We start from the raw sequence: 22,847 nt of genomic DNA on the forward strand, positions 1-22,847 counted from the left end.
GCGATGCGTCAGCACGCGCACCGGAGCACGGGGGGCGGCCCCAGGCTGGCCGCAGCCGTCAAAACCTTTTATGGAGGGGTATCCGATCCTCGAGAGGCGATGCACGCGCGCATGACCCAGTCTTCCACCGAAACCCGGAGCCTCAGGGCGGCCATCATCCCGGTCACGCCGTTCCAGCAGAACTGCACGCTGCTGTGGGACGAGGCGACGAAGACGGGCGCGGTCGTGGATCCGGGCGGCGATCTCGACGACGTCCGCCGCGCCATCACCGAACTCGGCGTCGAAGTCGAGAAGATCGTGCTGACGCACGGCCATATCGACCACGCAGGCGGGGCGGCGGAGCTCAAGGCCGCGCTCGGCGTCGCCATCGAAGGGCCGCACGGCGCCGACCGGTTCCTCCTCGACAACCTCGAGAAGCAGGGCGCGGCCTACGGCATTCCCGCGCGCCCCGTGGCGCCCGACCGCTGGCTCGACGAGGGCGATACGGTTACGATCGGGGGACATGTCTTCGAGGTCCTGCATTGCCCTGGGCATTCGCCGGGCTCGGTCGTGCTGGTCAACCGCGCCAACCGCCTGATCCTCATGGGCGACGTGCTGTTCCGCGGATCCATCGGGCGCACGGACTTCCCCTACGGCGATCACGACGCTCTGATCGACGCGATCACCACCAAGCTGCTGCCGCTCGGTGACGATTTCACCTTCATCTGCGGGCACGGGCCCGTGAGCACGATCGGCGAGGAGCGCCGGAGCAATCCTTTCCTGCCGCGCTAAAGCGTTTTCCAGCGCAGTGGGAACCACTTCGCTTTAAGAAAACGCGTCAAACAAAAAACTTGGAGCCTCGCCCTTCATTTCCATCAGAGGCGAGGCGCTGGCGTGAGGCGTCCGGATCGGCACGGCCGCCGGATCAGCGCGGCAGGCCGAAGTCTAGGCAGCCGAAGATGCCGCATTCGTTCTGCATCGTGCCGACGCCGGTCATCGAGCGGTTATTCTCGTGGAGATCGACGGTCTGGACGCGCAGCGTCTCCGAGCAGCTGCGCCGGCATGCGATCCAGTTGCCGCTCGGCGTCCTGACCTCGTAACCGGTGCGCGTGGAGCGGACCGGGCCGGACACGGTGCCGTTGCCGAAACGGCTGACGGCGACCGCGACATCGCCCTCCGCTGGGCGGCGGAGGAGCCGCCCGGCCTCGGCCGGAAGGACGGTCCCCACGAGGGTGCCGGCGGCGGCGATGACGGCCAGCGCGGCGGCGAAGCGAGTGCGGCGAAACATCGTCGGGTTTCTCCTGATTGAAGGGCGTCGCAGTGCGTGCGTGCCGGCGGCTCAGCCGCTCTTGGCGAACTGAAGATTGACGCCGGTGAAGCCGGGGCCGCCGGTGGAGATGGACACCGTCTGCCGCGCGCCCGTCATCGAGACGTTCATGGATCCCGAGATCGCGCCCGAGAACTTCAGGTTGAAGCCGTTGGCCGTGTGCCGGCCGCTGACGTTTCCGGTCTGGTTGAACTCGCGTTCCTCCCAGGTGCCGCTGATCGCGCCCCCGGCGCTCTTCAGGGCCGCGCGCATGTTGATCTTGAACGAGGCGTTGCCGCAATTGATGGCCATGCCGAGGCTGTTGCCCGATTTGGCATTGTAGTAGCCCTTGCACTTCAGGCGTTCGCTCTTGCCGTTGGCGAGGCGAACGCTGCCCGAGCCGGCCCATGCGCCGTCGAGTGCCGAGAACGTGCCCTCGAGCGCCTCGGCCGGCACGGCCGCGACGGCGAGCGCAATGGCCCCGCAGGATGCAAGGGCAAGCCAAGTCCGTGTCACCTCAAACCTCCAGATCCCCGCTGGTCTCCCACCGCGACCTCGGCGCAACATTAGCATCATCGATGGGTTTGGCGATGGTTCCAGGGCAACAGTGTCTTGGGCCTCGCGCGTCGCCCGGCGCATCGGCGGGCGAGGCCCGTTGGGATCCCGGCGATCGAGTCGCTCTATTATTTATTTGATTTTTATATATTTTCTAAAATCCATCCGGTCTAGCGCGCCGCCCGGGCGTCACGATCACGCAGTCCGCATGCAGACGGTCCGCGCCCGTGGCTCAGGGGCTCGCGCTCTCCCGCGTCGCCCGGCGCGCCGATTGCGACAGCGCGTACTCGTTTTTCACGCGGGCGATCTTTCCCGATGGGCCGCGCGGGATCTCGGGGACGACCTCGATTTCGATCTCGATCTCGGATTCGAGCCCTTCGGCCCTCACGTGCTCCATGATGAGGTCGCGGATGCGTTCGCCGTCGAGGCGCTTTCCGCGGAGCGGGACGAGGCGCACCACGAACCGGCGCGCTCCCGTCTGCACGATCTGGTGCTCGGCGAGATCGAGCACGTGATGGAGCGGCACGAGGAAGACGTAGTACGGCACCTCGCGCTGTCCGGTGCCATCGTCGATCCAGAGCTGGTCCTTGGTCCGGCCGCTGATCCGGGCGATGCGGGGCATGGGGCTCGCGCAGGCGCACGGCGTGGCGCTCATGGTGATGCGATCGTCCACCTCGTAGCGGATGATCGGCTGCACGTGATTGTAGAGGTTGGTGACGAGCACCTTGCTGCCTTCGACGCCGGGCGGCACCGGCCTGTTGTGCTCGTCGACCACCTCGAGGATGGCGAGGTCGGCGTTGACGTGGGCGCCGCGGCCGGCGATGCATCCCGACGACAGGACCATGCATTCGCCCATGGCGTACTCGTCGGCGACATGGACGCCGAACACCGTCTCGAGCCAGGCGCCCGCCTCGTCGGTCAAAGGCTCGGCGACGTTGGTGATCTGCTTCAGGCTCCCGGTCCGGCGGAGGTTCATGCGCCCTTCCGCCTCCTCGCGCCCGAGCGCTTCGAGCGCGCTCGCATAGCCGGTGATGTACTCGGGACGGAAGCGTTCGAGGCGGCGGATGTTGTCGGCCATCGGGTCGGAGTAGGAGAGGCGCAGCACTTTGAACATCGGCGAGAGGTAGCGGGGAATGTAGGCGAATGCGGCCGCGCTCGGATAGAAACCGGGCTTCACCGTCATCACTGCCATGCGCGCGGGATTGAGGAAGCGCCCGAGGTGAGGGAGGAAGCGCCGCTTGAGCCGGGTCGCGCGCGCAAACTGTACCGCGAAGATGAGGCTCAGCGCGTGCTGGTCCTGAACGATGAGCGCCGGCTGACCCTGGCTGCCGGAGGTGTGGCTCACGCCGTACTCGCCCAGGTACAGTGAGCCGAGGTTTCTGGGATCATCGACGAAGGCGCTCAAGTCCGCTTTCTTGAGACGAGGGTCGGTGACCAGCTCGTCGTAGTTCTCCATCATGTCGGCCTTGGAGAGCGTCGGAAGCTCCTCCAGTGCGCACCGTGCGATGTCGATGCCGGCGAAACGACGCCTGTAATAGGATGAGCGCTGAACCGCGTGCGCGAGCAGCGCGCGCAGCCGCTCCTCCTGCTTGGCCTTGATCTTGGCTTCGTTCCACCAGAACGGGTAGAGGGCCTGTAGCGTTGCAGCGAAGCGGATCGGGCCTAGCATCCATGGCTCCTGGTCGGTTTTCGTGCACTCACTCCGGTCGGCAAGCCCGACGCGCGACAGGCCCGAAGAAACGAGCTCCGGTCCCAAGAGACGCGCTCCGGGTCCGTTGAGTTCCAAGTCGCGCCCCCATTCATACGGCATTCAAAGGGTCATATCGCATTTAAGAGATCGCGCGCACGGAACAAGAGCCGCCTCCGTCTCCTCCAGGCTCTCCGGTCAGAACCTCCTGCCGTCCGGGTCCCGGGCGCAAGGGCCGCGAACGTCGGGCGGCACATGCGCGAGGCGGACCGCCATTCCACGCCGGTCGTCGGATGCGTGACCTCACGCGCTATCACGACGTGCGTGTGCTGCCCGCACCGGCATGTGAAGCGGAGTGATTGGCCAGCGGCGCGAGCTCCTCCTATGTCTTGGCCATCAGAACGGCGGCTCGACGCGAGCCCCGCGAACCAGACAGGAGACCTGCCATGAAGACCTGGACCGCTCCCCACGTGCGCGAGCAGAACGTCGGCCTCGAAGTCACGAGCTATCTGCCGGCCGACATCGACCTCGTCTGACGAGCCATCGACAGCGGGCCGATGCACCCATCGGGCACCGGCTCGCTTTTCTCTTCTCTTCAAACCGCCTCCAACCCCCAGGGTGATCCCAATGATCCGTATCCTTTCGCTGGCCGCGGCGCTTGCCGTCGGCACGAGCGTTTCTGTGCTCGCCGCCGAGAGCGGCCCCGCGTTCGCGCCGCTCTTCACCGAGGTGCAGGCGCGCCAGCATCTCATGCACATCGGCTACACGAACGTGTCCGGACTGACCCAGACCGAGGACGGCAAATGGGTCGGCACCGCGACGAAAGACGGAACGGCGCGCGTCGTCGCCGTCGACGTCCGCCGTCCGACCGCGTCCACGGCCACGAACTGACGATCTCCTCCCTCCCCCGCGTGATCTCAGGTCACGACCTAGGGCGCCGGTTGCTGAAACCGGCGCTTTTTTTCGTTTTTGGCAATCACGGCTCGCGGCCTCGCGGCGAAGCATCCCGGCGGCCCGGTTGCGCGGCCGGGCCGGGGTGCTTACATCGGCAGGCATATCCTCAGCCAAAATCGAAGGACCTCATCATGAGCACGCTTTCCGCCCGCGGGTCCGGGCAATTTGCGATCGGCGGCGACCTTCCCGTGCACCGCCTGGGCTTCGGCGCCATGCGCATCACCGGGCAAGGCGTCTGGGGAGAGCCCGCCGATCCGGCGGAAGCGAAACGGACGCTCAAGCGCGTGCCGGAACTCGGCATCGATCTGATCGACACCGCCGACAGCTACGGTCCTGAGGTCAGCGAGCGGTTGATCCGGGAGGTGCTCCATCCCTACAAGGGGCTCGTGATCGCGACCAAGGGCGGCTTGACGCGGCCGGGGCCGAGTCAATGGGTCCCCAACGGCCGTCCCGAATACCTGCGCCAGCAGGTGACGGGGAGCCTCAAGCGCCTTGGGATCGAGCGGATCGATCTCTGGCAGCTGCACCGCGTCGACCCCAAGGTGCCGCAGGCGGAGCAGTTCGAAGCCATCGCGGCCATGCAGAAGGAAGGGCTGATCCGTCACCTCGGTTTGAGCGAGGTCGGCGTGGACGAGGTCAAGGCGGCGCAGAAGGTGTTCACGGTGACGACGGTGCAGAACGAGTACAACCTGGCCAACCGCAAGAGCGAGGCCGCGCTCGACTACTGCGAGGCCGAGGGCATCGGCTTCATCCCGTGGTTCCCGCTGGCGGCGGGATCGCTCGCAAAACCCGGCTCCGTGCTCGACGGGATCGCCAGGCGGCACGCGGTCTCACCCAGCCAGATCGCGCTGGCCTGGCTCCTGAAGCGCAGCCCCGTAATGCTGCCCATCCCCGGCACCGGCAAGGTGAAGCACCTCGAGGAGAACGTCAGGGCGGCGGATATCGCGCTCAGCGACGCCGACGTTGCCGAGCTCGGCGCGCTCGCCAAGGCGGCCGCGGACGGGACCGCTTAGGCCATAATCACTTCAGGCCCTATTACCCTGAAGAGTGACTCATCGTGGCCATCAAAAAGAGCGTGATCCCGATCGCGCTCTCGCTGCGTCCGGGGGCCGGCCGAAGCCGGAGCCGCTGCGGGTACAAACACCTCGTGGCGGTTCCCATGGGCGGCGAAACCACTATATATCCTTCATCCCCGGTATGATGACGTGGCCGAGCCCGGCCAGGGGCAAGGACTTTGCATTCCATGACGATCGCCCGGCTCCAGTCCGACTTCGAGCTCCTCGATGACTGGGAGGACCGCTACCGCTACATCATCGAGCTGGGGCGCGGCCTGCCGCCGTTCCCCGACGCCCTCAAGACGGACGCCACCAAGGTGCGCGGATGCACGAGCCAGGTGTGGCTCGTGAGCGAGGCGCGCCCGACCGACAACGGGGCGGGCCCAATCCTGCATTTTACGGGCGACAGCGATGCGCACATCGTGCGTGGCCTGATCGCCATCCTGTTCGCCCTCTACCAGGACAGGCCGGCGCGCGAGATCCTGGCGCTCGAGCCGGAGACGGTGTTTGCCGCCTTCGGCCTCAAGGAGCACCTTACGCCGCAGCGCTCGAACGGGCTCGCGTCGATGGTCGCGCGCATCCGTGCGGATGCCAGCGCGGCGCTCGCCTGACACGGCAGGCTTGGATCGCAGCGTTCCCAGTGTCGCGGGTGCCCGCTTTCGCGGCCATGGCGTTGAGGGTGGGGTGCCGCAATTCCCCAATCAGAGCGGCGGATGCTGCGCTCGGGTGAGCTTTCATTCGGATCCGGCGCGATCACCGGGCTCATCGTCGCCGTCGATGGCGGGGCGGTAGCCGGCCGCTCCCCAATGACGGACGCGGGACGCGCGCGGCTCGGCAACCGCGGGCTTCGCAAAGCCGTAGTGCCGGGCGAGAGCCGCGAGCGCCATGCCGAGCACGATCTTGGCCGAACGCTGCGGCCATCCGGCCCGGCGCTCGGCATCCTCCAGTCCGCGCAGATGACAGCAGACATCGATCAGAATGCCCGAGAGCTCGGGGCCCACGGCCGCGAGCGCGCGGCGGACGCGCTCGCCGGCGGCGACGACATTGTCGGCCAGCTCCACGCCCGCACCGGGCGCGCTGCGCCGGCCTCCGCCTGCGGTGGCGGAGAGGCTCCAGCTCTGGGTGACGTTCGGCGACATCTGGGCGTACCAGAAATCGGCGCGCAGCCTCTCGCCGGCGCTGAACTGCTCCTCACTGATCAGCGGGTTGCCCTCGCCGTCGCGCCGACTGAAGAGCCATCCAATGGGGCTCTCGGCGAGATTGCGTCCGGGCCGCGCGTGAGCCGTGCTCCGTGCGCGCGCCTTGGGCGGGCGCCCCGGGCGTGCGGAGGCGTTCGGCGAAAGACGCGCGGAATGGGTCATTGCTCTCTCCAGGAAACGTCAGATGTCGCGATGCGCGTGCAGAAGGTCACGTCCCACGAGTGTGGGCACGATCCATTCCATGAGCTCGAGCGCCCGGTCGAAGACCGGATCGTCGCGGCGATCCTCGATCACCGCACAGGCATGGGCGACGGTGGTGCGGTCGCGGCCGAAGATCATGCCGACATCGGTCAGGTTCAATCTGCAGGACACGTGCGCGAGGTACATGGCCGCCTGGCGCGCGAGCGCGACCGGAGCCTTGCCCCGCGAAGGTGCCGAGAGATCGGCGCAGGCGACGCCGAACACCTCGCCGATGGCCGCCTCGATCAGACGGCGCAGGCGTTGCGCCTCGCTCTCTGCGAGATGGCGGAGCCCCTCGACGCGTCCGGCTGCCGATGCTGGCCCGTCGCCCGCGGCCCTGGTCGCTCCGGGCCCGCCGGCGTCCCGCGCCGTGGCAAAGCTCGCGCCATCGGCGCGCGGGGAGCTGGCACACTCGACGCCGGACATGAGGCTCATGCAGGACCCTCTCTTTCGATGGAGCTTGCCGCTCGTTCACGGATGCGATCATACGCTCCGTTTGCGGATAACCCAGATCGAAACTAGCGGAGCGGTGAACGGCGAGGATAAGTCCGCGCGCTTTCTGCAGCGCAACACAACGAGGCGCACGACCTTGCGGCCGTGCGCCCTGGATGATCGGCGGGCACGACTTCGGCGGTGCCCAAGAGCCGTTCCGGTGACTCTCGGAACGGCAACAGGTTTTGATGAGGCGTGCTTCTTATCGGGCTTCCTGCTTGCACGGCTTCGCCATGACTGGTTTCCACTTTTCCGGAAGCACCTTTTGAGAGCCGTGCTTCTTATCGGAAAAGTGGATTCCACTTTTCCGGAAGCACTCTTATTTCTCGCGGCGCGTCCCGAGGCCCATCTTCTTGGCGAGATCGGACCGGGCGCGGGCGTAATTCGGGGCCACCATCGGGTAGTCGTGGGGCAGACCCCACTTCTCGCGGTACTCCTCGGGCGACAGATTGTAGTGCGTGCGCAGGTGGCGTTTCAGCGACTTGAACTTCTTGCCGTCCTCGAGACAGACGATGTGGTCGGGCATGACGGACTTCTTGACCGGCACCTTCGGCTTCTGCTCCTCGCGCTCAGGCTGAACGACGGTGCCCGTGGCGCGACTCAATGCGGCATGGGTCTCGTTGATGAGCTGCGGCAAGTTCTCCGCGCCGATCGTATTATTGCTTACGAACGCCGACACGATCCTTGCCGTCAGCTCGACCAGTTCCGGTTGGGGCGCGTCTTCCATCCTCAGATCCTTCCTCGCGGTCCGCAACGCTGCGGCGGCGAAACCAAAACTGAACAAGTCAATCTCAAGGCTATTATAGTTCTATTCTACTAACCTCAAGCTGAACGCAACATGATCGTGCCCTCTCGTTTGACGTGTGTTGTCAAGTGGGCGCTCTATGCCGATCACGTCTTTGGACATCATTCCCTGTTCGATGTCAATGCGACGGCGATCAATCCCGCACCAATACCCACGCCGGTTAAAGCCTTGAATCGGCGTGGTGAAATGCTGTTTTGCTCGGTGCGTCTGCGGGTTTCTCAAGTCTCGAAAGGTTTCGTCGGGCGATCCGCGGCCCGTTCCGCCGGCGTTATTTGTGCACTGCGCTTGCTTGTATCTCCAATCCTTCATTAAGATTGCGGCCTCCGAGACACAATTGCGGCGTTGCCTCCCTGCTGCCAGAGTGCATCGATCGGCAGCGTCCGCTGCACTTCGGAACGCCGGCCCAGGACCCGGTCCGGCTCCGAGCCCGCTCCGCCCCGACATCCGCCGCCCGAAGCTCCAGCCCCCGAGGGCCGGGGCCTGTTCGAACTTCGAGAAGGTTTCCGCCATGCATGGCTCCGCTCCGCACATTCCCCTTCCCTCGCCTCCTCTCGCCGCGTGCCGGCCTGTCACGACGACGCATCACGGCGTCACGCTCGTCGACGACTACGCCTGGCTGCGCGCGTCCAACTGGCAGGACGTCATGCGCGATCCGGGGCTGCTCGACGCGGAGATCCGCGCCTATCTCGAGGCCGAGAACGCCTACACGGACGCCGCGCTCGCCTCGACGGCGGCGCTGCAGGCGGAGCTGTTCGCGGAGATGAAGGGGCGCCTCAAGCCGGACGACTCCTCGGTCCCCTCGCCCGATGGCCCGTTCGCATATTATTCGGACTTCGTCGCGGGCGGGCAGTATCCGCGCCTCTGCCGGCGCCCGCGCGAGGGCGGCCCTGAGGCGATCCTGCTCGACGGCAACATCGAGGCCGAGGGGAAAGCCTACTGGGACCTCGGCGCCACGGCGCACAGCCCCGACCACATGCGTCTCGCCTATGCCGTCGACGACAAGGGATCGGAGCTGTTCACGATCCGCATCCGCGATCTCGCGACGGGCAAGGACCTCGCCGACGTCATCCCCGATACGCGCGGCGAGATCCAATGGGCCAACGACAACCGGACGCTGCTCTACATCCGGATCGACGACAACCACCGGCCGAGGTTCGTCTACCGCCACCGGCTCGGAACGCCCGTCGAGGACGACGTGCTCGTCTACGAGGAAGCCGACAGCGGCTACTACGTCGCCCTCGACAAGACACTGTCGGGCAAGTTCCTGATCGTCGACGCGCACGACCACCAGTCGAACGAGATCTATCTGATCGACGCCGATACGCCGGAGGGCGCGTTGCGGCTCGTCGAGCCCCGCGAGCATGGACACGAGTATCAGGTCGACCATCACGTCGGCCCGTACGGGGCGCACCTCGTCATCACCACCAACTCGGAGGGCGCCGAGGATTTTCGCATCGTCACCGCGCCGGTGCTCGCGCCGGGGCGCGCGAACTGGCGCGAGATCGTGGCGCACAAGCCGGGGCGGCTGATCCTCGACGTCATCGTCTACGAGGGCTTCCTGGTGCGCCTCGAGCGCGAGGACAGCCTGCCGCACATCGTCATCACGCCCATCTCGCCCAGCGCCGAAGGCGGCCGCACCTTCCTCGATGCCTCGAGCGAGCACCGCATCGCCTTCGACGAGGAGGCCTATGCGCTCGGCATGAGCCAAGGCTACGAGTTCCACACGACGACGCTGCGCTTCACCTACTCGTCGATGACGACGCCGGCCGAGACATACGACTACGACATGGCGGCGCGGACACGGACGCTGCGCAAGCGGCAGGAAATACCATCAGGCCACACCCCGGCGGACTACGTCACCCGGCGGCTCTTCGCGCCGGCGCGCGACGGCGAGACGGTGCCGGTCTCCATTCTCTACAAGAAGGGTACGCCACTCGACGGGTCGGCGCCGCTGTTCCTCTACGGCTACGGCTCCTACGGCATCTCGATCCCGGCGTCGTTCTCGACGGCGCGCCTCTCGCTCGTGGACCGCGGCTTCATCTTCGCCATCGCGCATATCCGCGGCGGCAAGGACAAGGGCTATCGCTGGTACACGGACGGCAAGCTCGACCGCAAGCTCAACACCTTCACCGACTTTATCGCCGCGGGCGAGCATCTCGTTGCGGAGGGGCTCACACGGCGCGGGCGCATCGTCGCCAACGGCGGCTCGGCGGGCGGCATGCTGATGGGCGTGGTCGCCAACATGGCGCCCGATCTGTTCCTCGGCATCATCGCCGACGTGCCGTTCGTGGACGTGCTCAACACCATGCTCGACAAGGAGCTGCCGCTGACGCCGCCCGAATGGCCGGAATGGGGCAACCCGATCGAAAGCGCGCACGAGTTCACGATCATCCGCTCGTACAGCCCCTACGACAACGTCGAGGCGAAAGCCTATCCGCACATCTTCGCCTATGGCGGCCTCACCGATCCGCGCGTGACCTATTGGGAGCCGGCCAAATGGATCGCGAAGCTCCGGAGACTGAATACCGGCGACAACCTCGTGCTGCTCAAGACGAACATGGAGGCGGGGCACGGGGGCGCCTCGGGGCGCTTCGAGCGGCTCCGCGAGACGGCGATCGACTATGCCTTCGCGCTCAAGATCGCGGGGCTCGCTGAGGCGTGACCGCGAAAGGGGGCGCTCACCGGCTTGAGGCCGGCCCTCCTTTCGTGCAGAACGTTTCGTCCAGACGGCCGGCCAAGCGGCTCCGCAATCGGCTCTGTTCCGGCGGCCTGCCGGCTAGCCAATCACGAGTCCGCAACCTAGGGAAATGTCGCGATGTTCGGCAATAGGTCCATGGCCCCGACGCCCGCCCTATCGCCCGGCGACGAGTTGGAGTTGCTGCTGCAGGACGTCAACGCGACGAGCGCGTCGGCGCGCAATGCATGGGTCCTCCTGATCGCTCTCGAAGCCTATTTCCTCATCGCGCTCGCCGGCATCACGCATCGCGATCTCCTGCTCGGCACGCCGGTCGCGCAGCCGATCCTGCAGGTCGCCGTTCCGCTACGCTCGTTCGTCCTGTTCGGTCCGCTCGTGCTCATCGTCCTCACCGCAGGGGTGCTGCTGCAGCACCTCATCCTGGCGCGCAAGCTCAAGGCGCTCGACGCCGGGCTCGCACGCCAGGAGGCACTGCCGCTGACGCACCCGGCGCGGCTGCGCGTGCACAGCCACTATATCTCGCAACTCGAGGCAGGGCCCGAGACAAACGCCGTCGTGCGGGCCGGCTTCCGGGCCATCGACTGGCTGTTCCTGCGGCTCATCCCGATCGGGCTCCTGCTCGCGTTCCAGATCACGTATCTCCCCGTCCACGACGTGGAGATCACCTGGTGGCATCGCATCTACGTGCTGGCGGGTCTCCTGATCGTCGCCGGCACCTCGCACTTCCTGGCAGGGCTCGAGAAGGTCTATCCCGGCCACGAGACGCTCGCGAGCGATACCGTGCTGCGGCGGTTCGCGGCGGGGCTCGCCGGCGCGCTCGTGCTCGCCTTCTCAGTGGCGGTGGCGACCGTTCCCGGCGAATGGATCGACCGGGCGCTCGGGTCTGTCAGCTCGGTCGCGACGCCGGTGCCGGTGCAGGCGCTCGGCAACGTCGTGCGCGATCTGCCGCCGGGCGCGCGCGGGCGGCAGGCGTTCCTGCCGACGGCGCTGCTGTTCGAGGGACAGGTGGACGACTGGACGCGGCGGCCGACGAGCTTTTTCAGCCGCAACCTGATCGTCATGGACGAGGATCTCGTGTCGGACGCCCAAGGCTCCGCCGACACCACGAGCCTTTCGCTGCGTGGGCGCGATCTCAACCATGCGACGTTCGACCGGTCGGACCTGCGCCGCGCCGATCTCACGGATACGTCCCTCAAGGGCGCGAGCCTGATCGAGACCAACCTCGAAGGCGCAAAGCTCGTGCGCGTGCGCCTGCAGGGCGCGGATCTCTCGCTCGCGCGGCTGCCGGGGGTCGAGGTGGAGGCGGTGCTGCTGGACGGCGCGCGGCTCTGCGAGGGCGACACGCCGTTCGACCTTTCGATGAGCGCGGACGTGCAGCGCATCGCGTGCCACGGACGGTCACGCTGAGATCGTTCCGACCGAGGCGGAGGAGCCCGCTGCCTCACCCGGAACCGAGCCGCATGCGGCGCACGGCTCCCGGATGGGAACGGCCCCCTCTCTCGACGCGCGCCCGAGCGGCCGAAGCGTTACTTCTTCACGTCGACCGTGAAGGAGATGCGGGCCTTCTTGTTCTCCGTACCGGCGCGCGTGATCGTCTGGCCGGTCTTGTAGGTCTCCGCGAAACCTTCGATCTTGCCGGTCCTGGTGTTGACCGTGAAATCGAGGTCGCGCTTGTTCGGCACGCGGTTGATGTCGATCGGATCGTCGACGCTGACGTCCTTGTCGATCACCGCAAGGTTGACCGCGACCACGCCCGGCTTGGCCGGAAGCGTGAGCCGCCAGTTCGGTGACATCTCGGTCTGGCCGCTCAGCTCCGGCGAGAACGCCGCCTTGCCGTCCACCCTGATGCGCGCAAAGAAATCGCCGGCCGAAAGCTCGTCGGCTTTGTCGAGAGGGTGGAGCTTCGTGACGGTGACGATGATCTCCTCGGCGGCCGCGCCCGACGGCGCCGCGGCAACGGCACCCGCAAAAGCCGCAAGCGCCACCCAACCGGCAAGCGGCCTCCGGGCCGTTGCGCAAATAACTCCAAACATTTGAAACTCCCCTGAAAATAGTGCCCCGTTGGACCGGCGCCGCCTGCGATCATCCGCACGAAGAAGGTGCGCAGGCGATGTCCCGGCCGGCGGCGATGCTAGCAGCAAGCAGGCGGAGAGTCGCAGCGAGCGAAACCCGGACGCGTTTATCCGCAGCCTGCCGTTGCCGTTCTGCGACATGGCCGGCTCTCGCACACAAAAAAAGGCGCCCGCTTTCAGGCGCCCCCAGAAACGAGGAAGGGCTCCCTTGCGGGAGCCCTTCCGAATTCCGTTGCCTATCTCTAGGCAGCTACGGCGTTGAAGGCCGGCAGCTTCTTATCCTCCTCAAGCTCGAGATCGGATTTGAGTGCGATTCCAACGTATCTCACACCGTCCTTTTTCTTGACTTTCTGAATTCCGAACTCGGCAATCTCACGACCAAACGTCGGTAGTGCGAGAGGCTCCTTCTGTCGTTCTTCACACCATACGCAGTAGGCTTCGTAGAGTGATGTTGCGGAGACCGTGTGGCCATCCTGGCTCTCGACGCTCTCCTTATAGAAGCGCTGGACGTCCGTCTCGGGGACCAGCAGCTTGGTGGCTGTCGATGGCAACGAACGATTGTCGTTGGCACCGAAACGCGGCTTTCTGATCGCCACGGCCTGCTGAGGGGCCGCCACCGCTGCCGCAGCGGTGCTCTGAACCGCCGCCATCTTCGGCGCGGCAGGGGCTTCACGGTCGTAGAGGCGCCACTGGCTGAAGGCAATGTACATGCCGAAGCCGGAGCCCACCTCGAGGAGCAGCGCGATGAAGATCGTCATCGCCATCTGCACCTGGTCGACGCTGACGCCAGAGAGCTTGGCCAGAACCGCAGCCTGCGGATCCGCCTCGCCCATGACCGTCATGGCGTCGGTCTTGCCGAGCTTGCCCTGGATCTCCGCGATCCGGGCCTCGAGCGCCTCAGCCTGCTGGCCGGAGGCCATCTCGGCATGGAGGCCGTGATATTTCTGGCAGAACTCACGCCCCTGCTTGCCGGTGATGTCGGTGCAGGCTTGCGTGAACGTCCAGGCGCGCTGGCTCTTCAACGCCTCGATCTCGCCTTGCACGGCGGCCGCGGGACGATGCTGCGGGATCCAGGACAATTGATCCTGGGCTCGCTTCAGGTCTCCGCGGAGATCCTGGTAGGTCTGCGCCTCGACCATGCGATGGCCGGCCGTATCGAACCGGTTCAGCGCGGCGTGGCCGAGCGCGGAGGTCAGCGAATAGGCCGTAACCACGACACCGACCAAGGCGGCGGCCACGGCTTGCGACCACATCCTGTTTCGAATTGCGGCAAACAGGAAAAACGGGATCAGCGCCTTGAGACCGTCCGCTGCGACGCTTGCTGCGCCGTAGATCATCCCATCCAGCTCGGTTCGTCCCAAACTGTATCCGAAACGCCAGTTCATGGCTGCCGATACGGCGAGTAGGACGCCGGCTGCCATAATACCGAACACGCCTAGAGCATGTCGTATTTTCATTGCCCTCTCCATTGAGCGCCCGCACGCACTGCCCGGATGGCAGCCGATACGGGGCCTCGTGTCATTGGGTCTGGAAGGAACAGACCGGCCAGCCGCCGACGCGGACGCATGTCGATCGGACGAGAGCGCTTCGATTGTCCGTTGAGCTAGACCCCGCTCCCAAAGCGCGGTCATCGGACACTTCTGCACCGCCCCCCGGCGGACACACTGGACTGGACCTGCCCATGTCTCTCTCGCTTATGCACAAGGCGGCACCGCCGCTCGGTCCCGATGTGCAAAACTGAAGCGCACATGAGCGAAATCACGCAAGACACATCCCTCACCTTTCAGGCTTATGCGATTCTCGCGTGAGGTCACTACCTTTTGTTAAGAGAATCAGGTTGCTAAGAAAATTCACCGCCACAGCGCTGCAGAAGCGCATCATGTGTGGCGAACTTGCACGACGGAATCATCCACACGCGCCGCGCTCGTTTTGCACCGGTTATCCGCAGCCGCGCGGCTGAAATCCACAGCCGCCGGGCGCAGCGCGGACGCATGTCCACGGAGGATCCGTCCTTGACGCATCTGTGGGTAGAGACAGCCGGATCGCATTCCACGTGGCCGTGAGCGCGCATATTTGCTATGTCTTTCTCAGTCAAAGCAGCTTGGTACGAGATCGCCTTCACCTCGTACTGTGCGGCTGAAATGCTCGTTCTGCGTTGTGCGCGCATGCGTCCGGAGCGTCGTATCATGCGGTGGTACATCAGCTATCCCGTTCTCCTTGCCGGGCTCGCATTCGGTTTGGAGACCTTCTATCCCGGCCAAGCCAACCATCCCGTCTCGTCCGATGCCGCCGTCTCCGCGCAGCGCGCGCCCGAGAGCGCGCCGGTCGTCGTCATGGCGTCCGAGCTTCCGGCGTTCGGCTCGCGCGTCGGCGCGTTCTCACCGGGGACGCCGCTGTTCGCCGCGGCGATCGAACCCACGCCGGCCTCCCGGATGCCGCCCTCCTCTATGCTCGACTATCTGGCGCAGAAACTGTCGACGCCGCCGGATACGAGCACGTCTCCGATCGCGCCCGCGCCTCAGCCGATCACTCTCGCCGAGTGGAAGAGCGCCATCATTCGCACTGCGGATCGTGCCAGCCCGTCCGACGTGAAGCCCACGGAGCCCACTTCGCGCCTGGCGCTCACGCGGGACATCCAGCGCGAGCTGCAACGCGTCGGCTGCTATCTGGGCGAGATCGACGGCGTCTGGGGCGGCGGATCGCAGCGCGCGATCCTGCACTTCATGGACCGCGTCAACGCCTCGCTGCCGACGCGGGATCCGGACGTGTTCATGCTCTCGCTGATCCGGTCGCAGACCGCGGCGGTGTGCGGCACCTCCTGCCCCCGTGGCCAGAGCCTGACGGCGAACGGGCGCTGCCTGCCCACCACGCTGGTGGCCGAGGCCGACGAAGCCGGGGGCGAGGACGCCTGGTCGCCCGTCGTGGCGCAGGCGCGGGACCGCAACCCCATGCCCTATGGGCGGATGGGCGTCGGCGGCCCGATCCCCGACGACGACGCTGAGGAGCTTTCGTCGGGCTGGACGCAAGGGACCGGCGCTGCGCCGCGGGGCAACGGGCTCGCCCGCACCGCGGCGCTCGAGACGTCGGCCGTGAACGAATTGCAGATCGAGCCGATGCCGGCGCCCAACGCGGCGGCCTCGTCGTTCGATACGGACGTGGTGGTGGCGTATCCCGCAATCGCGACGCCGAGCCGGGCGTCTGTCGCCCGGGCGGCAAAACCGCGTGAACGCCCGAGCCGCACCACGAGCTCCTACCGGCAGGTGCAGAACCTCTTCCAGCACCCGCTCGGACGCATGTGACGCCTCAGGGGTCGGACGCGGTGCGCTTCGTCTCGGCGAGAAGCCAGCCGATGTAATCGGCCGAGCCTCCCTCCACGGAGAGGACGAGGAGCGCCGGGTTGTCGTAGGGGTGGCGGCGGCGCGTCTCGGCGACGACCCGATCGGCCAGCGAGCGGCGGGTCTTGACGATCATCACGACCTCGGCGTCCCTGTGGCGCTGACCATTCCAGACGTAGATCGAGATCATGCCCGGAAGAATGTTAACGCAGGCGGCGAGACCGGCCTCGACGAGCCGGGCCGCCTCGGCCTCCGCGGTTTCGAGCGAGGGAAACGTCGCATAGACGAGAACGGCCTTGTCGTTTTCCTGCAAGTAGGCGAGCCTCCGGTTCCCGGCTTCGAGAGTCTCCGGCTCCCGGCACGATAGCGCCGACCCGCTCAATTCCCAACCGCTGCGTCACGCGGCCTCACCCATCCGTCATGGCCAAACCGAAAAGCAAATTCGAGAAGATCGCCTTCGTGGCGAGCGAGGTCCCCGAGGCGCGCAAAGCGCTAACGCGGCTCTCCGAGCGCTATGGATCGGTGGACGCACGCGAGGCGGACGCCATCGTCGCGCTCGGCGGCGATGGGCTCATGCTGCAGACGCTGCACCGCTACATGAACGACCGCATCCCGATCTACGGCATGAACCGGGGATCGGTCGGCTTCCTGATGAACGAGTACCGCGAGGACGGGCTCCTCGAGCGGCTGGCGAATGCCGAGATCAGCCGCGTGCATCCCCTCGCCATGGTCGCCTACGATGCGCAGGGCAAGGCCAGCAAGTCGCTCGCCATCAACGAGGTGTCCCTTTTCCGCGAGACCTTCCAGGCGGCCAAGCTCAGGATCTCGATCGACGGCACGGTGCGTATGGAGGAGCTGATTTGCGATGGCGTGCTGGTGGCGACGCCGGCCGGGTCGACCGCCTACAATCTCTCGGCGCACGGGCCGATCCTGCCGATCAACGCACCGCTCCTGACGCTGACGCCGATCAGCCCGTTCCGGCCACGCCGCTGGCGCGGGGCGCTGCTGCCGAACAGGGCCCGCATCGGCATCGCAGCCCTCGAGCACGAGAAGCGCCCCGTGAGCGCGGTCGCAGACGCGCACGAGCAGCGCAACGTGGTCCGCGTCGAGATCGAGCAGGCGCGTACCATCGATCTCTTCATGATGTTCGATCCCGGGCACAATCTCGACGAGCGCATCCTCGCCGAGCAGTTCCGCTATTGAGCGGAACGCGCTCAAGCGCAGACTGCCGAAGCGCTCGCAGCCCCAAACGCGGAGACCGCATGCGCTCCGACGCGCGCCCTCAGAACATCACCCGCCCCGAATTGTAGATCATGCCATAGCGGATGATGCGGTCGATGAGGTCGGGATAGGCGATGCCGGCGTGCTCGGCCGAGCTCGCGAAGTCCTCGTCGGCGGCGATCTGCGGATTGGGGTTGGCTTCGAGCAGATAGGCGTCCTCGGACTCCGTGACGCGAAAGTCCAGGCGCGCATAGCCGCTGAGCCCGAGGAGCCGGTAGATCTCGCGCGACAGCTTCTCGAGCTTGGTGGCGAGCTTCTCGTTGATCTCGGCCGGCCCCGTCATGACGCCCGCCTGGTCCTGATAGCTTGGATCCCACTTGCCGCGGCCGGTCGCAATCAGCGGCGCGCCCTCGCGCCGGTTCTCGACGAAGAACTCCCAGGGCGGCAGGACGGTCACGCGCTCGTTGCCCATGACGCCGACGTAGATCTCGCGCCCCTCGATGAACTGCTCGGCGAGCGCCGGCGTTCCCGCCGTGCGGTGGATGTACTCGACGCGCTCCATCAGCTTCACGTCGTCGTAGACGACGGAGGCGCCGGAGATGCCGATCGATCCTTCCTCCGTCAGCGACTTGACGAACAGCGGGAAGCCCAACGTGCTAGGACGCTTCGTCGTCCGGCGCATCGGGAAGATGGCGAACTCAGGCACCTTGAGACCGTCGTAGGCCAGGATCTTCTTGGTGAGCGCCTTGTCGCGGGCGATGGTCAGGCCGCGCGGATTGCAACCCGTGTAGGGCTGGCGCAGCAGCTCCAGAAAGCTCACCACGTGCTGATCGAAATGGCTGATGCCGCCGAAGTCCTCCGCCAGGTTGAAGACGATGTCGGGCTTATGCGCGTCGATCGCGCCGCGCAAAGTCGAGAGGTCGTTCGATAGCCCGACGGCGATGAACTGGTGGCCCAGCGTCTCGACGGCGCGCTTGACGTCGAACTCGGCCTTGCGCAGCAGGCGCTGCTTCTCGCTGTAGTCCGAGAGCTCGCCGGCCGGCACCAGGCGCTCGTCGGTCAGGAGAACGACGGACAGCCTCTTCCTGGGCTTGCGGGTGACGGTCATGTTCATAGCGGCATCCGCGGCCGGTTGTGAAGGATCGCAACGGTTGCCCGGGAGACGAGCTTCGAGACTTTCGCGACCGTTTCGGCTTCCGGACGCGCCTGCCGCAGCTTCAGGATCCTGGCGCGGTGCACGAGCTGGCGCAGCACCTGGTCGACGACGTAGGCGGGGATGCCGAGGGGCTTGGCGGTGCGCCGGCGCAGGCGGGTGCGATGCGAGGCCAGGAGGCGCGCGGCCGACACGTTCCAGCGCTTGCGCCGGCTGCCTCCATTCTCCCGGAAGATGCGCTGCAAGGCGCCGTCGAACTCGTCCTCGGCATCGATGGCGTAGAACTTGCGCTTCTCGTCGTAGTGCTCGCCGAGCGTGCGGGTGGACTCCTTGAGCTCGTTGGCCATGCGCTTCGGCTTGATCTCGGGCTCCACGCCCCGCCTCTCGCGCATCCAGGCATCGACCGTGCGCAGCTTCTCGATGGCGGGCCAATCGCGGTATATCCGCCGCCAGCTCCTCTCCGATTTCAGCCATACGGCGAAGGTCTCGGCGAAATCCTCGACCGGGTGGGACTGCGCGTACCATGCGTTGAGATGCTGAACGAAATCCCGGCTGTCGGGATCCGCGACGTAGTTGGTCGGATAGGTGCGCTGCGGCGAGCCGAACACCTGGCGGTAGGCGCGCATTTCGCTCAGCCGGAAGGCCTCATCGATGGCGTGGCCGGTCTCGTGGCGTAGGATGCTCATCGCTTCATTCAGGGATGCGCCTTCCGCCTCCAGCATCATCTTGCGTTCGAGGCGGATCAGTCGCGGGTGCAGAAGGTAGAACGGGACGGCGAAGCCGACGACCCCGTCCGGGTTATACCATTCTTCGGCTATCCAGATCGTCGGACGGAAACGAATGCCGCGCGCGGTTAATTCATCGAAGACGCGCTTGGCGCGCTCCTCGATCACCGATCCCTTCAATTGCAGCGGCAGGTCGCAGAACCGCGTGCACAGGAGCTCGCTGTCCGGCATCCGTTCAAGGCGCGACGGGCGTATCGGCATTCATCCCTCGAACAACGGCTTCCCCCGGCCGGGGCGGCAAACGCAAAGTCCATTGGAATCAAACGCGAACCTCAAGCCATGGATCATAGGACCGATCCGATTCTCGAGTGCAATCTATGACACGAGCCGGCGGCGCGCCCAACGTGTGGAGCGTAAAATTTTATGATTTCTTTCCAGGGCGTTATGTGCGGGGAGCTGCGACGCGGGAGCGCTCGTGTCGGATCGGTATATACAATGGTGAAAAATCACGGGCAGCAGGGCGCGCCCCGCCTCCGGTTGCAGCGGCGAGACGGAGCCCTGGCGGCCGCCGCTGCGGGCGCGCGTCCGCGTTTTTGATGAGACCGAGGCAAGGCTTCGGACCGACCGGGCCCCCCAGCGACTCCGGGCTATGGCGCCCAGCGCGTGACGATGGCGGAGAGGCTCGGGCGCTCGCGCTCCTCGGGCTTCTCGAGCGGCGTGCCGATGTGGACGAAGGCGGCAATCCGCTCGTTCTCGCCGAGGCCGAGCTTCTCCCGCACGAACGGGCTATAGGCAATCCATTCGGTGATCCAGTTCGTGCCGTAGCCCGAGGCGTTGGCCGCGAGGCAGAGATTGAACGCCGCCGCGCCGGCCGACAGGATCTGTTCCCACTCGGGCGTTCCGGGGCGGTTTATGATGCGCGAGACGACGGCCACCACCAGCGGCGCCCGCAGGAAACGCGCGCGCTCCGTGTCGAGACGAACGTGCGAGGGCGGATCCTTCTCCTCGGCCTCACAGGCGGCGGCAAAGATCTCGCCGGCAGCCGCGCGGGCGTCGCCCTCGAAGACGATGAAGCGCCAGGGCACCAGCTTCTTGTGATCGGGAACGCGGGCGGCGATGGCGAGGATACGGTCGAGCTCGGCTCCGGTCGGGGCCGGCGCCGCGAGGCGGTCGGGCTTCACCGAGCGCCGCGTTTCGAGGGCGTGGAGAACGGCGTCATTCATTGCGCATCTTTCCATGACATGAGATTTTGCCGGCCTCGCTAACGCAAAGGCCGCTCTGTTACAATCTCCACGTTGCCGATCAGGAAACCGGATCCTCGTGCCGATGCCCGCCCGCCGTCTCTTCGTCCCCTTGCTCCTCCCGCTCGTGGCGCTCCTGCTCTTTGCCGGGCCAACCCTCGCGGCGGAGGCGGCCTCCGACGGGCCGGCCATCGTTGTCCTCGACGGATCGGGCTCCATGTGGGGCACCATCGGCAGCGAGCGTCCGTCGAAATTCGACCTCGCGCGGCAGGCGCTGCGCCAGTCGCTCTCCACGCTGTCGCCGCGCGTGCGGCTCGGCCTCATGTCGTTCGGCCAGCGCCGGCGCGCCGACTGCAGCGACGTCGAGGTGCTGGCGGCACCCGAGGCGGGGCCGCCGGAACGCATCCTCGCCATCGTCGACAAGCTCAATCCCAAAGGCAAGGGGCCGCTCTCGCTTGCGCTCCGGGAAGCCGCCCGGCAAATCCCCGCAGGCACGGGCGGAAGCGTCATCGCGATCCACGACGGCGTCGACAACTGCGCGCAGGACCCGTGCGCCGCGGCGGCCGACATCGCCGCCGCCAACCCTAACCTCCGCGTGTTCCTGATCAGCTTCGGGCTCGATCCGGCGGATGCCAAGCGCCTCGCCTGCGTCGGCGCCGCGACGGGCGGCAAATCGCTCCAGGCCCAAAACTCGGCCGAGCTCACCGATGCGATCACCGAGACGCTGAGGCTCGCGAACCTCGAGCGGGTCGATCCGGCAACCGGTCTCGCGGTCCCGGCACCGAAGGCCGCGACGCCGCCGGCGCCCGTCGGCGCGCCGGGACTCAGGCTCTCGGCGGCGCTCGCGCCCGACGGACAGCCGCTCGCGGCGGCGCTCGACTGGACGGTGGCGAAGACGGACGCGCCCGATGATCCCATCGCCAAGGCGCACACGCCGACGCTTTCGGTCGACCTCGATCCGGGCTCCTACGTGGTCGAGGCGAAGCTCGGACAGGCGACGGTGCGCGAGACCATCGAGGTCAAGCCCGACGGCCCCACGACGGCTAGGCTTTCGCTCGGTGCAGGGGTGCTGAACCTCAAGGCGCAGGCCGACCAGGACGGCGCGACGCTCTCCGATGCGCTGCTCACGGTGCTCGCCCAGGACGGAGACAGGCAACGTCCGGTGTGGATCGGACGCGACGGCGCCGCCGAGCTCATACTTCCGGCTGGGCGCTATAGCATACGCGTGGAGGACGGCCTTGCGAGCCGGACCTCGGAGGTGACGCTTACCGCGGGCGCCGGCGCCGACGTGAGCCCGGTGCTCGGCACGGGGCGACTCGAGCTCGGCGCGGTCACCGCATTCGGCAAGGAGACCGAGGACGTCACGTACACGATCGAGGAGGACGACCCCGACGCGCCCCAGGGCCGGCGCGAGGTCGCGCGCTCGGCCGACCCCAAGGCTGTCTTCACCTTGCCGGCGGGGACCTACTATGTGGCCGCGCGCTCAGGCGTAGCGGAGGCGCGCGACCGCATCGCGCTCGGCAGCGGGGCCACGATCAAGCACGTGGCGACGCTCGACCTCGTCCCCCTCACCGTGGTCGCGACGGCCGCACCCATCGCGTCCGAACCCGGCGCGGAACAGCCGATCGTGCTCAGCATCCTGAGCGAGGACGGGCGAGAGGAGCTCGCGCGCACCTATGGCGCCAGCGGGACGTTCCGGCTGCCGCCGGCGCGCTACAGGGTCGAAGCCGAGGTCATGGGCGCCAACGTCAAATCACTCGGCGTGGTCGATCTCACGAGTGGCCGCGGCGGCACCGTGCAGCTCAAGCTCGAACAGGGGGAGGTCTCGGTCGACGCCCCGCCGTCGGCGGGGCGGCACTGGCGCATCACCGACAGCAGCGGGCGGACGGTCATGCATGCCGGGCGCAGCGGCGCCGACCGGGCACGCCTCGCGCCCGGTCGCTATCGGCTCATCAGCGACGGCGCGGAGACGCCGGCGGACCAGGCGTTCGAGCTGAAATCCGGCGAGCGGCAGCAGCTTACGGTGGGACGACCCTGATTTCAGGGGTGAAATCCGCCTCGCGGGGCGGCGCGCCACACTTCGACCATGGTCTGGCGGCGACATCCCAGCGCACGACGAGTCTCATTCAACCG

Annotated in this window: 23 protein-coding genes; 11 read left to right on the top strand and 12 right to left on the bottom strand. The window is 66.7% G+C overall.

Annotated elements, in window-relative coordinates; genetic code table 11:
- Positions 1-111: 111 nt before the first annotated feature.
- Positions 112-771, top strand: coding sequence for an MBL fold metallo-hydrolase (locus V7082_RS08770; RefSeq protein WP_334147740.1), 660 nt, complete (start codon positions 112-114; stop codon positions 769-771).
- Between the two features lie 133 nt (positions 772-904).
- On the opposite strand, the gene V7082_RS08775 is transcribed toward V7082_RS08770, so the two are convergent.
- The 3 genes from V7082_RS08775 to V7082_RS08785 all read right to left on the bottom strand — a co-directional run bounded on the left by V7082_RS08775 (position 905) and on the right by V7082_RS08785 (position 3,509).
- A complete protein-coding gene (locus V7082_RS08775) occupies positions 905-1,267 on the bottom strand; it encodes a hypothetical protein (protein ID WP_334147742.1) in 363 nt (120 codons plus the stop codon).
- Between the two features lie 51 nt (positions 1,268-1,318).
- A complete protein-coding gene (locus V7082_RS08780; protein ID WP_334147743.1) occupies positions 1,319-1,801 on the bottom strand; it encodes a hypothetical protein in 483 nt (160 codons plus the stop codon).
- Between the two features lie 271 nt (positions 1,802-2,072).
- Positions 2,073-3,509: a phenylacetate--CoA ligase family protein gene (locus V7082_RS08785; RefSeq protein WP_334147745.1), complete on the bottom strand. Its 1,437-nt coding sequence runs from the start codon at positions 3,507-3,509 to the stop codon at positions 2,073-2,075.
- Positions 3,510-3,973: 464 nt separating this feature from the next.
- On the opposite strand from V7082_RS08785, the gene pqqA reads away from it, so the two are divergent.
- The 4 genes from pqqA (at position 3,974) to V7082_RS08805 (ending at position 6,147) form a co-directional block, all read left to right on the top strand.
- Positions 3,974-4,063, top strand: a complete 90-nt coding sequence (pqqA, locus tag V7082_RS08790; protein WP_334147747.1) for a pyrroloquinoline quinone precursor peptide PqqA — start codon at positions 3,974-3,976, stop codon at positions 4,061-4,063.
- Between the two features lie 91 nt (positions 4,064-4,154).
- Positions 4,155-4,418, top strand: a complete 264-nt coding sequence (locus V7082_RS08795) for a hypothetical protein (protein WP_334147749.1) — start codon at positions 4,155-4,157, stop codon at positions 4,416-4,418.
- Positions 4,419-4,612: 194 nt separating this feature from the next.
- Complete coding sequence (locus tag V7082_RS08800) at positions 4,613-5,494, top strand: aldo/keto reductase (RefSeq protein ID WP_334147750.1); 882 nt, start codon at positions 4,613-4,615, stop codon at positions 5,492-5,494.
- Between the two features lie 230 nt (positions 5,495-5,724).
- Positions 5,725-6,147 (top strand): SufE family protein, encoded by a 423-nt coding sequence (locus tag V7082_RS08805; protein ID WP_334147751.1) that lies wholly within the window; start codon positions 5,725-5,727, stop codon positions 6,145-6,147.
- Between the two features lie 123 nt (positions 6,148-6,270).
- Here V7082_RS08805 and V7082_RS08810 read toward each other — a convergent pair whose 3' ends face one another.
- The 3 genes from V7082_RS08810 to V7082_RS08820 all read right to left on the bottom strand — a co-directional run bounded on the left by V7082_RS08810 (position 6,271) and on the right by V7082_RS08820 (position 8,194).
- Positions 6,271-6,897 (bottom strand): DUF6456 domain-containing protein, encoded by a 627-nt coding sequence (locus V7082_RS08810; protein WP_334147752.1) that lies wholly within the window; start codon positions 6,895-6,897, stop codon positions 6,271-6,273.
- Positions 6,898-6,915: 18 nt separating this feature from the next.
- Positions 6,916-7,410, bottom strand: a complete 495-nt coding sequence (locus tag V7082_RS08815) for a helix-turn-helix domain-containing protein (RefSeq protein WP_334147754.1) — start codon at positions 7,408-7,410, stop codon at positions 6,916-6,918.
- Between the two features lie 376 nt (positions 7,411-7,786).
- Complete coding sequence (locus V7082_RS08820) at positions 7,787-8,194, bottom strand: MucR family transcriptional regulator (protein ID WP_334147755.1); 408 nt, start codon at positions 8,192-8,194, stop codon at positions 7,787-7,789.
- Positions 8,195-8,305: 111 nt separating this feature from the next.
- Here V7082_RS08820 and V7082_RS08825 point away from each other — a divergent pair, with 111 nt between their 5' ends.
- The 3 genes from V7082_RS08825 to V7082_RS08835 all read left to right on the top strand — a co-directional run bounded on the left by V7082_RS08825 (position 8,306) and on the right by V7082_RS08835 (position 12,374).
- Positions 8,306-8,584, top strand: a complete 279-nt coding sequence (locus V7082_RS08825) for a hypothetical protein (protein WP_334147756.1) — start codon at positions 8,306-8,308, stop codon at positions 8,582-8,584.
- 196 nt (positions 8,585-8,780) lie between these two features.
- On the top strand, positions 8,781-10,934 hold the full coding sequence (locus tag V7082_RS08830; RefSeq protein ID WP_334147757.1) for a S9 family peptidase: 2,154 nt from the start codon (positions 8,781-8,783) through the stop codon (positions 10,932-10,934).
- 153 nt (positions 10,935-11,087) lie between these two features.
- Entirely contained in the window at positions 11,088-12,374 is a 1,287-nt protein-coding gene (locus tag V7082_RS08835) for a pentapeptide repeat-containing protein (protein WP_334147758.1), read from the top strand.
- 119 nt (positions 12,375-12,493) lie between these two features.
- Here V7082_RS08835 and V7082_RS08840 read toward each other — a convergent pair whose 3' ends face one another.
- A complete protein-coding gene (locus V7082_RS08840) occupies positions 12,494-13,000 on the bottom strand; it encodes a hypothetical protein (protein ID WP_334147759.1) in 507 nt (168 codons plus the stop codon).
- A 281-nt stretch (positions 13,001-13,281) separates the two neighbouring features.
- On the bottom strand, positions 13,282-14,496 hold the full coding sequence (locus V7082_RS08845) for a primase-like DNA-binding domain-containing protein (RefSeq protein ID WP_334147760.1): 1,215 nt from the start codon (positions 14,494-14,496) through the stop codon (positions 13,282-13,284).
- Between the two features lie 729 nt (positions 14,497-15,225).
- On the opposite strand from V7082_RS08845, the gene V7082_RS08850 reads away from it, so the two are divergent.
- Entirely contained in the window at positions 15,226-16,338 is a 1,113-nt protein-coding gene (locus V7082_RS08850; protein ID WP_334147761.1) for a peptidoglycan-binding domain-containing protein, read from the top strand.
- Between the two features lie 4 nt (positions 16,339-16,342).
- On the opposite strand, the gene cutA is transcribed toward V7082_RS08850, so the two are convergent.
- Complete coding sequence (gene cutA / locus V7082_RS08855; RefSeq protein ID WP_334147763.1) at positions 16,343-16,687, bottom strand: divalent-cation tolerance protein CutA; 345 nt, start codon at positions 16,685-16,687, stop codon at positions 16,343-16,345.
- 107 nt (positions 16,688-16,794) lie between these two features.
- Between cutA and V7082_RS08860 the strand changes: the two genes are divergently transcribed.
- Positions 16,795-17,577 carry an NAD kinase gene (locus tag V7082_RS08860; RefSeq protein WP_334147764.1) on the top strand — a complete coding sequence of 261 codons (783 nt, stop codon included), beginning with the start codon at positions 16,795-16,797 and terminating at the stop codon, positions 17,575-17,577.
- A 79-nt stretch (positions 17,578-17,656) separates the two neighbouring features.
- Here the strand turns inward: V7082_RS08860 and V7082_RS08865 are convergent, their stop codons facing one another.
- The 3 genes from V7082_RS08865 to V7082_RS08875 all read right to left on the bottom strand — a co-directional run bounded on the left by V7082_RS08865 (position 17,657) and on the right by V7082_RS08875 (position 20,696).
- Positions 17,657-18,709 (bottom strand): D-alanine--D-alanine ligase family protein, encoded by a 1,053-nt coding sequence (locus tag V7082_RS08865; protein WP_334147765.1) that lies wholly within the window; start codon positions 18,707-18,709, stop codon positions 17,657-17,659.
- Complete coding sequence (locus tag V7082_RS08870; protein WP_334147767.1) at positions 18,706-19,734, bottom strand: putative zinc-binding metallopeptidase; 1,029 nt, start codon at positions 19,732-19,734, stop codon at positions 18,706-18,708. The genes V7082_RS08865 and V7082_RS08870 overlap by 4 nt, the downstream gene beginning before the upstream one ends.
- Before the next feature lie 386 nt (positions 19,735-20,120).
- Positions 20,121-20,696 (bottom strand): nitroreductase family protein, encoded by a 576-nt coding sequence (locus V7082_RS08875; protein ID WP_334147768.1) that lies wholly within the window; start codon positions 20,694-20,696, stop codon positions 20,121-20,123.
- Between the two features lie 103 nt (positions 20,697-20,799).
- Here V7082_RS08875 and V7082_RS08880 point away from each other — a divergent pair, with 103 nt between their 5' ends.
- Positions 20,800-22,752: a VWA domain-containing protein gene (locus tag V7082_RS08880; RefSeq protein ID WP_334147780.1), complete on the top strand. Its 1,953-nt coding sequence runs from the start codon at positions 20,800-20,802 to the stop codon at positions 22,750-22,752.
- The last annotated feature ends 95 nt before the right edge of the window (positions 22,753-22,847 follow it).

It is taken from the genome of Hyphomicrobium sp., assembly GCF_036833075.1.
GTDB lineage: Bacteria > Pseudomonadota > Alphaproteobacteria > Rhizobiales > Hyphomicrobiaceae > Hyphomicrobium_C.